Genomic DNA, 10,818 nt, shown 5'->3' with positions numbered 1-10,818 from the left:
CTCGGTGACGTGTCCTACCCCTCGTCCAGACAGGCGCGCCAGCCTCCGTACGCCGTGATGTCCTCGGCTTCCCTCAGTGCGCCCGGCTCGCACAGGAAGCCCGGGACGCTGGTTCCGTCCGCCAGTTCCACGCTCCCCAGAGCCATCGGGCGGGGCAGCGACGACAGCAGGCGGCCCAGGCCCTCCGCCGGTAGGCGCCACACCTCCGCCTCGATCGCCGCGCCGCCCTCGCCGACGTGCTCCAGGCCCGGCTTCGGCGGGGTCGTGCGCAGGGCGTGCAGCCGGTAGACCGGGGCGGTCGTGGTGGTGCGGTCCAGTACGGCGCCCAGGGACAGAAGCTGCGGGTTCAGGGGCCCGCCCGTCAGATGGGCGCCCACGACGGCCACCTGGGCCGCAGGCCGCAGCAGGGCCGCGATCCGCGCCAGCCGCTCATCGGTGTACGCCGGACCGATCAGCATCACGCCGAAGGGCAGGCCGTTCACCTCGCCGGCCGGGGCGGCCACCGCCGCCAGGTCGAAGAGGTTGGTGGAGTTGGTGAAGCGGCCCAGGCGGGCGTTGGCGCCCAGGGGGTCGGCGGCGACCTCCTCCAGGGTGGGATGGCCGGGGGCGGTCGGCAGGAGCAGCGCGTCCGCGTCGCCGAGTTCCGACCGGGCGCGGCCGCGCAGGACGGCCAGCCGGTCCTGGTCCGCGAAGAGCCGGTGGGCCGGGATGTCACGGGCGCGGGCGATGATGCCGGCGACCGTGGGATCCAGGCCCTCACCGCCCTCTTCGATCAACTTGTCGACAAAGCTCCCCACCGCGGTGTAGCGCTCGGCGACGAACGCGCCCTCGTAGAGCATCGCCGCCGCCTCGGTGAACGGAGTGAGGTCGATCGGGCGGATCTCCGCCCCGGCCGCCGCGAGCCGCCGTACCGCCGCCTCGTAGGCCTGCCCCCAGCCCTCGTCCAGCGCGCCGAGCTGGTCGGGCGGCGGGACCGCGACCCGCCAGGGGCCGCCGGGACGCCCGGGGAGGGCCGGGGCGGCGCCGGTGGTCATGTGGGCCAGCGCCTGCTCGGCCTCCGGGAGGGTGCGGGCGAACACGGTCACACAGTCCAGCGAGGCGCAGGCCGGCACGACACCCTCCGTCGGGACCAGACCACGGGTGGGCTTGAGGCCGACGATGCCGTTGAAGGCGGCCGGGACCCGGCCCGAGCCCGCCGTGTCCGTACCGAGCGCGAAGTCGACGATGCCGAGGGCCACCGCGACGGCCGAGCCGGAACTGGAGCCGCCGCTGATCCGCGCCGGATCGACGGCGTTGCGGACCGCGCCGTGCGGGGAGCGGGTGCCCACCAGGCCGGTGGCGAACTGGTCCAGATTGGTCGTGCCCAGCAGCAGGGCGCCCGCCGCGCGCAGTCCGGCGACCACGGGGGCGTCGGCGGCGGGGTGGTAGGCGTAGGCGGGGCAGCCCGCCGTCGTGGGCAGGCCCGCCACGTCGATGTTGCCCTTGACGGCGAAGAGACGGCCGGCGAGCGGGAGGTCGACCCCGTCGGCCACGCGCTCGTCGATCGCCCGCGCCTGAGCCTCCACCTCCTGACGGGCGCGCAGGTCGATCCAGATCTCGGGACGGTCCACGGCCTCGATGCGGGCGTAGGCGGCGCGGACCCGGGAGAGGGTGGTGGAGCCTTCGGTGGACGTGGACATGCGCGGTTCCTCTCTCAGCTCGCGGCCGGGGCCAGGACGACCAGCGCCGTCCCCGCCTCCACCTGGTCGCCCGGCCCGGCCAGGACCTCCGCCACCACGCCGGTGATCGGCGCGTGCACCCGGGACTCCATCTTCATCGCCTCCAGCGCGAGCAGCGGCTGTCCCGCCTCTACCTGGTCACCCGGCGACACGTTCACCTGCCATACGGACGCGGCGTACTCGGCCTCGACCAGGCGTCCGCCCGCCGGGACCGTCACCTCGGCCGGCGGGGCGTGCGGCGCCGCCGCGGCCTGTGCGCGCGTGAACTCGCCCGCCGCCTCCCAGGCGTCCCGCTCCGCAGCGAACGCGGACTGCTGGCGCCGCCTGAACACGGCGGTGGAGTCGGCGTGCTCGGCGAGGAACGACCGGTACTCCGCCAGCGAGAAGGTGCCCTCCTCGATGCGCGGGACGAAGCGGCCGGAGATGATGTCGGCGCGCAGGCCGAGGAGTTCGTCGGCGTCGACCGGGTACCAGCGGATCCGGTCGAAGAAGCGCAGCAGCCAGGGCGAGCCCGGCTCGAACGCCCCGCGCTGCTGCCACGGCGACCACACCTGCGTCGTCCGGCCCACGAACTGGTAGCCGCCGGGGCCCTCCATGCCGTAGACGCACAGGTACGCCCCGCCGATGCCGACCGAGTTCTCCGCAGTCCAGGTGCGCGCGGGGTTGTACTTCGTGGTCACGAGGCGGTGGCGGGGGTCGAGCGGGGTGGCCACCGGGGCGCCCAGGTAGACGTCGCCGAGGCCCAGGACCAGGTACTCCGCGGCGAACACCGTGTCGTAGACGTCCGCGACCGAGTCCAGGCCGTTGACCCGGCGGATGAACTCGATGTTCCACGGGCACCACGGCGCGTCCTCGCGGACCCCCGCCATGTAGCGGGCGATCGCCTCGCGGGTCGCCGGATCGTCCCAGGACAGGGGCAGGTGCACGGTGCGTGAGGGGACGACCAGTTCGTCCGTGGGCGGCAGGGACCGCACCATCTCCCGCACGGTCGCGAGGAGTTCGTGTGGGGGGAGCCGTACCGGATCCGCCTGGATCTGGAGGGAGCGGATGCCGGGGGTGAGGTCGGTGACACCCTCGGGTCCGGCCTGGGACACCGACTCCATCAGGGCGTGCACCCGCATCCGCAGGGCCAGGTCCAGCTGCATCGGGCCGAACTCGACCAGCAGGTTGTCGTCGCCGCTGCGGCGGAACGTGACGTCGCCGTCCCGTGCGAGCACGCCCCCGTCCACGATCTCGGGACGCGGCACGCCGTCCACGTCCACCGGCCGGAAGCGGACCGTGTCGCCCGGCCGCAACTGGCCCAGCTTCCAGCGCTCGGAGCTCAGCACGGTCGCCGGGCAGACGAACCCGCCGAGCGAGGGGCCGTCCGGACCGAGCAGCACCGGCATGTCACCGGTGTAGTCGACGGCGCCGACGGAGTACGGCGTGTCGTGGATGTTGGAGGGGTGCAGGCCCGCCTCGCCGCCGTCGGTGCGCGCCCAGCGCGGCTTGGGCCCGACCAGGCGCACACCGGTGCGGGCCGAGTTGAAGTGGACCTTCCAGTCGGCGGCGTAGAAGTCGCGGATGTCCTCCTCGGTGAAGAACTCCGGTGCCGCGTGCGGGCCCTCGACCGCGCCGATGTGCCAGACGGAGGAGAAGGACGGGCGGTTCGCGACCCGGGCGCCGTCCGTGACCGTGCCGCCGTGCAGTACGTCCCCGGTCCGCAGCGCCCGTCCGCCGTGGCCGCCGAAGCGGCCCGGTGTGAAGGTGCTCGCGCTGCCCAGGAACGCGGGGACGTCCAGGCCGCCCGCGAACAGGACATAGGTGCGCAGGCCGTGTTCCAGCGGTGCACCGACCTCCAGCACGGCTCCCGCCGGGACCGTCACCGGCTCCCACTGCGCCACCGCGGTGCCGTCCACGGTGACCGGGGCCGGCGCGCCCGTCACACACACCGTGGTGGCGTGGCTGAAGCGCAGGGCCGGCCCGTGGAGGGTGCACTCCAGGCCGGGGGCGCCCTCGGGGTTGCCGAGGGCCCGGTTGCCGAGCCGGAAGGAGCGGTCGTCCATGGGGCCGGAGGGCGGGACCCCGACCTGCCAGTGGCCGGTGCGGCCCGGCCAGTCCTGCACCGTGGTGAGGGTGCCGCCGGAGACGACCTCGATGCGCGGGGTCGGATCGCCGATCGTGGCGAGGGTGGCCGTCGAGTGGGCCGCCGTGACGAAACGGGGGTCCGCGAGCGCCGCCCGCACCAGGCCCAGATTCGTCTCGATGCCGTCGACACGGGTGCGGGCCAGCGCCTCGTCCAGCCGGCGCAGCGCATGGGCGCGGTCCGTGCCGTACGCGACGACCTTCGCGAGCATCGGGTCGTACGACGTCGTCACCTCGGTGCCGGTCTCCACCCAGCCGTCCACGCGCACCCCGCCGGGGAACTCGACCCGGGTCAGCAGGCCCGCGCCGGGCCGGTGGCCGCGGCTGGGGTCCTCGGCGTACAGGCGGGCCTCGACGGCGTGCCCGCGCGGCGGTCCCGGGTCGCGTACGACGTCCCGCTCGCCGCGCGCCAGGCGCAGCATCCAGGCGACGAGGTCGACGCCGTAGATCTCCTCGGTGACCGGATGCTCCACCTGCAGACGGGTGTTGACCTCCAGGAAGCTCGCCTCCCGGCGGGCGGCGTCGTAGACGAACTCGACGGTGCCGGCCGAGCGGTAGCCGACGGAGGCGCACAAGTCATGTGCCGCCGTGGCCAGTCGGCGCCGTACGTGGTCGGGCAGGTTGGGCGCCGGGGCCTCCTCGAGGACCTTCTGGTTGCGGCGCTGGAGCGAGCAGTCGCGGTCGCCGAGGGTGACGACCTTGCCCTCGCCGTCGCCGAACACCTGGACCTCGACATGGCGGGCGTGCTCCACGAGCCGTTCGAGGAAGACTCCGGCGGAGGAGAAGGAGGCGGCGGCGACACGCTGGACGCGTTCCCAGGCGTCGGTGAGGTCCTGCGGGGAGCGGCAGGCTGACATGCCGATCCCGCCGCCTCCGCCCGTGGCCTTCAGCATGACCGGATAGCCGATGACCTGGGCCTTCTCGAGTGCTTCGGCCAGCCCCGACAGCAGCCCCGTGCCCGGCGCCAGAGGCACCCCCGCCGCCTCGGCCGCCGCCCTGGCGGTGTGCTTGGCGCCGAACAGCTCCAGCTGCTCGGGTGTCGGGCCGACGAACACGATCCCGGCGTCGGCGCAGCGGCGGGCGAAGGACGCGTCCTCCGAGAGGAAGCCGTAGCCGGGGTGGACGGCGCCCGCGCCGGTGTCCTTGGCCGCCTTCAGGACGAGGTCGGCGTCGAGGTACGACTCCTTCGCGGGCGCGGGGCCGAGCCGTACCGCCTCGTCGGCGAGCCGGACGTGGGGGGCCGAGCGGTCGGGGTCGGAGTACACCGCGACCGTGCGCAGGCCCAGTTCGCGGGCGGTGCGCAGGATGCGGACGGCGATCTCGCCGCGGTTGGCGACCAGCAGCGTGTCGAAGGTCATGCGTCCGCCCCGCTGACCGTCATCGCCACCGCGGTCGGCTCGAAGCCGTTGCAGGGGTTGTTGATCTGGGGGCAGTTGGAGACGAGGACGAGCACGTCGCGTTCGGCGCGCAGGGTGAGGGCGAGGCCGGGGGCGGACAGGCCGTCGACGATGCCGAGGGTGCCGTCCTTCTCGACGGGCACGTTCATGTACCAGTTGATGTTGGAGACGAGGTCCCGTTTGCCGAGTCCGTACCGTGCGCCCTCGGCGAGGAAGTTGTCCACGCACGCGTGCTGCGCGTGGGTGTGGTGGCCGTAGCGCAGGGTGTTGGACTCCTTGGAGCAGGCGCCGCCGACGGTGTCGTGGCGGCCCACGGCGTCGGCGGTCACCGTCATCAGCGGGGTGTGCTCGTTGGACATCAGCACACTGCCCGTGGTGAGGAAGATGCCGCCCTGGGCCTGGATCGTGTCGGGGGCGCTGTAGCGGACGGAGGTGTCGTGGGCGTCGTAGGCGAGGAAGTCGACGGCCTGGTTGCCGTGCAGGTCGGTGATGGTGAGCGTCTCGCCCTCGCGGACGGTCGAGGACCAGGCGGCGCGGGCCGGGACGACGGTCTTCATGCGAGCCCCCTCGCGGTGAGGAATTCGGCGGTGTTGAGGAAGGCGCGGCGGCCCTCGGGGGTGGCGTCCCACAGCGGGTCGCCCGGCCGGGTGGGCGCCGCCCGCCAGGCGAGCACCTCCAGCGGGGTGCTGACGTAGTCGGGGCGGGGGTCGCACGGGTGTGGCACGTTGGCGATCAGGACGGTGACGTCCTGTTCGGCGCGCAGGGTGACGCTGCCGCCGGGTCCGGCGGAGCCGGTGTAGTCGAGGGTGCCGTCGTCGCGGATCTCCACGCCCTGGAAGAAGGAGAGGGAGGGCGGCAGATCGCGGGGTTCCAGGCCGTTCTTGGCGGCGGCCAGGATGAACAGCTCGCGTCCGGCGGGGGAGGGGCCCTGCGGGGTGCCGTCGCCGTAGCGCTCGGTGTTGTGCACGAGGGTGGAGGTGCCGCACAGCGCGTCGTGCCGCCCTGAGCTGTCGGCGACGACGGAGGCGAGGACCCGGCCCTGGTCGGACAGGAGCAGTACGCCCTCGCCGAGGTAGGCGTTCCACTGGACCTTGACCGTGTCGGCGACGTTCAGCCGTTCCCAGGGTCGGCCGTCCGCGTACAGCAGCAGGTGGGCGCAGGCGTCGCCGCGCAGGTCGGTCAGGCGCAGCTCGGTGCCCCGGGCGAGGACGCGGTGGGTGTAGTTGCCGCCCGCCACGGTCTCGGCCCACACCAGGTGGCCCGCCTCGCAGGGCGGGGCCGGCCAGTCGGCCGCCGGGACGACGGGCATGGCCTCGGCGCGGGCGCCTTCCTGGGCGCGGGCGTGGGCGCGTGCCCCGTAGGTGGTCGCTGTCGCCATCGCGGACCTCCGCAACTGTGGTTTTCCGGTCGGGTCTTTCCGGGGTGATCGAATTTCTGTCGCCCGACAGAAATTAGGGGCGGGCCGGGTCGGCGCCATTGCCCTCCGGTTGCGGGCCGGTTACCGACTCCTCACCGGACGGCCGGGGCGGGCCGCCCGAAGATCGCCGCGCGCCGCCGTGTGCGAGGATCGATCGCATGGGGACGAACGACGGACACGGCGGGCGCCGGGTCGGCAGGCCGCGGGCCGCGCAGCGGCCGGACAGCGGTCTCGAACCGCGGGCCGAACTCCTGTCCGCCGCAGCCGAGTTGTTCACCACGCGCGGCTACGCCGCGACCACCACCCGGGCCGTCGCCGAGCGGGCCGGCATGCGTCAGGCCTCGATGTACCACTACGTCTCCGGCAAGGAGGAGCTGCTCGCCGAGCTGCTGGAGTCCACGGTCACGCCCTCGCTGACGTGCGCCCGCACGCTGCTCGCCGACGACGGGCGGGCGGCCGAGGAGCGGCTGTGGGAGCTGTGCCGCACCGACGTGGAACTGCTGTGCGGCGGCCCGCACAACCTCGGCGGGCTGTATCTGCTGCCCGAGGTGCGCACCGAGCGGTTCGCCGGCTTCCATGCGGTGCGGGGCGAACTCAAGCACGCCTACCGGCAGTTGATCGCCGCGACGGCCGTGGGGGGCGGGCTCGCCAAGGGGGAGCTGGCTCTGCGGACCGATCTCGTCTTCGGGCTGATCGAGGGTGTCATCCTCGTCCACCGCTCGGACCCCGAGCGTTCCGTCTCGGACTTCGCCCGCGCCACCGCCGACGCGGCCCTGCGCATCACCGGGGTCTGACCGCCGGCTCCCGGTGCCGGCCCACCCGTCCGGGTGGGCCCTTTTCGTACGCCCGTACGTCGCTACCCGGTGTGTTCGAATGGTGTCAGAGCGTGCAAATGGGGCTGAGGTTACTGCACTCGCACGGTCGGTTTCATGCGGTTGCTGAATATGACACAGCGATGATCCGGTCGGACTAAGCTCGCCCGCGGCGCACCGAGTTGAGGTGTATTCGTGCGCCTGTTCCCAAATGCTCCGAAGATGCCGACAGATCCCCTAACGAGGGTGCCCACATGGTGAGTGTTCAGTCCCCACCCGGTCGCCGAGAACTTTCCTTCGCGCGCCTCCTCCTGCTGCCGGCGATACTGACGGCCGCGGCGACCGGAGCCGCCGTCGCCCTGGTGGCGGGGCAGGCCCGGCTCGCCGTCGGCGTCTGCGGAGCCGTCGCCACCGTCGTGGTGACCGCGGTGGGGGCCGACGCGCGGCGTCGCGGCCGCCGGCTGCTGGAGCTGCGCGCCGCCTCTGACCAGCGGGTCGCCCACCTGGAGCGGCGCCTCGCCGCCCAGCAGCAGGAGAACCTCTACATCGCCAAGGAGCTCATGCCGCTCTGCGTCGAGTGGATGCGCGTCGGGAATTCCCCCGAGGAGGTGATGGACCACCTCGGGGACCGTGAACCGTTCTTCCGTGACATCGGCGACGGCCAGCGCGCCCTGGTCAAGAAGTTCCTGGACGTCATCGACTTCGAACAGGCCCTGCGTGACTCCGCCCAGCGCGCCTTCGTGAACGTCGCGCGCCGGGTCCAGGCGATCGTCCATCAGCAGTCCGCGGAACTGCGGGAGATGGAGGAGGACCACGGCCGCAACCCCGAGGTCTTCGACGACCTGCTGCGCATCGACCACGGCACCACGATGATCGGCCGCCTCGCCGACTCCATCGGCGTGCTCGGCGGCGGCCGCCCCAGCCGCAGCTGGCCCAAGCCGGTCCCCATGTACAGCGTGCTGCGCGGCGCCATGTCCCGGATCCTGGACTACCCCCGGGTCCAGCTGAACTCCATCGCCAAGGTCAACATCCGCGGCATCTCCGTCGAGCCGCTCATCCACGCGCTCGCCGAACTCCTCGACAACGCCTGCCGCTTCTCGCCCCCGCAGAGCAAGGTGCACGTCAACGCCGTCGAGGTGCAGACCGGCATCGCCGTCGAGATCGAGGACGCCGGCGTCAGCCTCAGCGAGGAGGCCCGCGCCAAGACCGAGAGGATGCTCGCCGACGCCATGCGCGGCCTCACCATCCAGGACCTCGGCGGCGCCCCACGGCTGGGCATGGCCGTCGTCGGCCGGCTGTGCACCGCGTTCAACCTGCAGGTGTCCCTGCGCACTTCGGCGTACGGCGGAGTCCGCGCCGTGCTCATCGTGCCCCGCGAGATGATGACCTCCGAGCCGGCTCCCGGCTACGCCCACGGCATCGGCGCCGCCGCCGCGCAGATCGATCTGGGCGGAGGGCTCGAAGGCCCCAAGCGCCCGCCCAAGCGCCGCCGCCCCACCAACCCGAAGATCCCGGCCAACGTCTCGCTGGAAGACGACGTGCCCGTGATCACCGAGTGGACCGACAAGGGCCTTCCGCAGCGCCGCAGCAAGGCGACGATCCCGATCAGCCAGCGCTACGCGGAGGCGTACGCCGCCCAGGAGGCGGCCGAGCGGGCCGAGCGCGAGGGCATCCCGGACCCGTTCGCGCAGGCCCGGCCCGAGCCCGCGAAAAAGAAGAAGAAGGAGCCCGGCGTGGCGTTCGAGGCCTTCTGGGAGGGCCTGAAGAAGGTCGCCCCTCCGGGCGTCCACCCCACCGACTTCACCCGCAATCCCACCGCGTACCTGCACCTGATCGAAGACAAGCCGAAGCCCGCGGCCGACGACGAAGGGGACCTCACGTGATCCAGCAGCGCCAGAACTTCGACTGGGTGCTCAAGGAGCTCTACGACGGTGTGCCGGGCATCGAGATGATCGTCGTGCTCTCGGCCGACGGACTGCGCATCGCCCGCTACGCCGGCGAGCCCGACGCCGCGGACCGCGTCGCCGCCGCCTGCGCGGGCATGCAGAGCCTCGCCACCGCCATCGCCCAGGAGATGGAGAGCGTCGAGGGCGACATGAACCTCATCATGATCGAGATGGACGGCGGCTACTTCTACATGATGTCCGCCGGCGCCAACGCCTACCTGGCGGTCCTCTCCGACGTGTGCTGCGAACCGGGCCGGATGAGCGCCTCCATGCGTGACCTCGTCGTCCGGATCGGCGCCCATCTGACCAGCCCGCCCCGCCGCAACGGGCAGACCGTATGACGCCTCCGCAACGCCGGCGCCGGCACCACGTCCCGCACCCCGTCCCCGAGGCGGTCGTGCCGCCCGAGGAGGTCACGCCCCCTGAGCCGGTCACCTCCCCCGAGCCCCGGGAGGAGGGGGAGAGGAAGCCGGAGCGGTTCTACACGATCACCGGGCCCGACGGGGAGCGGGCACCGCTCGACCTGGTGACGCTGATCGTGGCGCGGGCCGAGCAGCCCTCGTCGGCCACGCCGGAACAGACGGCGGTGCTGCGCCTGTGCGCCGCCCCGCTGTCGGTGGCGGAGGTGTCGGCCTATCTCCGCCTTCCGTTCAGCGTGGTGTCGGTGCTGCTCACCGAGATGCTGGCCGCCGAGCTCGTGCATGCGCGCGCCCCGATCGTCCGGCAGAAGCTTCCCGACCGTTCCCTCCTCGAAGCGGTGATGCATGGACTTCAAAGGCTCTGACACGATCCCCGGTCCACGGGCCGAGGACCGGCTCCCGCAGACCACCACGGCCGCGGCGAAGATCGTCATCGTGGGCGGCTTCGGCGTCGGCAAGACCACCATGGTCGGCTCCGTCAGCGAGATCAAACCGCTGACCACAGAGGAGACCATGACCCAGGCCGGCATCGGGGTCGACGACGACTACGGTTCCGAGACCAAGACCGCCACCACCGTCGCCATGGACTTCGGGCGCATCCGCATCACCGACCAGGTGGTGCTCTACCTCTTCGGCACCCCCGGCCAGCAGCGCTTCTGGTTCCTGTGGAACGGCCTGTTCGAGGGCGCGCTGGGCGCGGTCGTCCTGGTCGACACCCGCCGCCTCGAGGTGAGTTACGAGGTCATGGGCCGGCTGGAGGAGGGCGGTGTGCCCTTCGTGGTCGCCGTCAACACCTTCCCCGACGGCCCCCGTTACCCCCTCGACGACCTCCGCGCCGCCCTCGACCTGCCCCCCGAGGTGCCGATCGTGGAATGCGACGCCCGCCGCCGGGCCTCCAGCCGCGACGTCCTGATGACCCTGATGCGCTTCCTGCACTCTCTGTCGCTCAGGGGCCGTCTCACCTGACCCTCCGAGCCACCCCCAC

General features: G+C 72.7%; 9 protein-coding genes. 5 read left to right on the top strand and 4 right to left on the bottom strand.

The annotated features are described in order from the left end of the window. Positions 1-14: 14 nt before the first annotated feature. The 4 genes from atzF to ACFY30_RS24410 are packed head-to-tail and all read right to left on the bottom strand — an operon-like array spanning position 15 to position 6,617. Positions 15-1,679, bottom strand: a complete 1,665-nt coding sequence (gene atzF / locus ACFY30_RS24425) for an allophanate hydrolase (RefSeq protein ID WP_390847260.1) — start codon at positions 1,677-1,679, stop codon at positions 15-17. A 14-nt stretch (positions 1,680-1,693) separates the two neighbouring features. Then, positions 1,694-5,200 (bottom strand): 5-oxoprolinase/urea amidolyase family protein, encoded by a 3,507-nt coding sequence (locus ACFY30_RS24420; RefSeq protein WP_390847259.1) that lies wholly within the window; start codon positions 5,198-5,200, stop codon positions 1,694-1,696. Beyond that, positions 5,197-5,796: an urea amidolyase associated protein UAAP2 gene (locus ACFY30_RS24415; protein ID WP_390847258.1), complete on the bottom strand. Its 600-nt coding sequence runs from the start codon at positions 5,794-5,796 to the stop codon at positions 5,197-5,199. The genes ACFY30_RS24420 and ACFY30_RS24415 overlap by 4 nt, the downstream gene beginning before the upstream one ends. After that, complete coding sequence (locus ACFY30_RS24410) at positions 5,793-6,617, bottom strand: urea amidolyase associated protein UAAP1 (RefSeq protein WP_390847257.1); 825 nt, start codon at positions 6,615-6,617, stop codon at positions 5,793-5,795. The genes ACFY30_RS24415 and ACFY30_RS24410 overlap by 4 nt, the downstream gene beginning before the upstream one ends. Before the next feature lie 197 nt (positions 6,618-6,814). On the opposite strand from ACFY30_RS24410, the gene ACFY30_RS24405 reads away from it, so the two are divergent. The 5 genes from ACFY30_RS24405 (at position 6,815) to ACFY30_RS24385 (ending at position 10,799) form a co-directional block, all read left to right on the top strand. Next, positions 6,815-7,450 carry a TetR/AcrR family transcriptional regulator gene (locus tag ACFY30_RS24405; RefSeq protein WP_390847256.1) on the top strand — a complete coding sequence of 212 codons (636 nt, stop codon included), beginning with the start codon at positions 6,815-6,817 and terminating at the stop codon, positions 7,448-7,450. Between the two features lie 272 nt (positions 7,451-7,722). Further along, positions 7,723-9,351: an ATP-binding protein gene (locus ACFY30_RS24400; RefSeq protein WP_390847255.1), complete on the top strand. Its 1,629-nt coding sequence runs from the start codon at positions 7,723-7,725 to the stop codon at positions 9,349-9,351. Continuing rightward, complete coding sequence (locus ACFY30_RS24395; RefSeq protein ID WP_390660795.1) at positions 9,348-9,755, top strand: roadblock/LC7 domain-containing protein; 408 nt, start codon at positions 9,348-9,350, stop codon at positions 9,753-9,755. Before ACFY30_RS24400 ends, ACFY30_RS24395 begins: the two co-directional genes overlap by 4 nt. Beyond that, positions 9,752-10,198 carry a DUF742 domain-containing protein gene (locus ACFY30_RS24390; RefSeq protein ID WP_390847254.1) on the top strand — a complete coding sequence of 149 codons (447 nt, stop codon included), beginning with the start codon at positions 9,752-9,754 and terminating at the stop codon, positions 10,196-10,198. The genes ACFY30_RS24395 and ACFY30_RS24390 overlap by 4 nt, the downstream gene beginning before the upstream one ends. Further along, positions 10,179-10,799 carry an ATP/GTP-binding protein gene (locus ACFY30_RS24385; protein WP_390847253.1) on the top strand — a complete coding sequence of 207 codons (621 nt, stop codon included), beginning with the start codon at positions 10,179-10,181 and terminating at the stop codon, positions 10,797-10,799. The genes ACFY30_RS24390 and ACFY30_RS24385 overlap by 20 nt, the downstream gene beginning before the upstream one ends. Positions 10,800-10,818 lie beyond the last annotated feature (19 nt).

Origin of the sequence: Streptomyces sp. NPDC000345 (genome assembly GCF_042898825.1) — a bacterium.
In the GTDB taxonomy this organism is placed as follows: domain Bacteria; phylum Actinomycetota; class Actinomycetes; order Streptomycetales; family Streptomycetaceae; genus Streptomyces.
The sequence above is the reverse complement of the archived record's forward strand: the minus strand, read 5'-3'. Positions and strand labels throughout refer to the sequence as shown.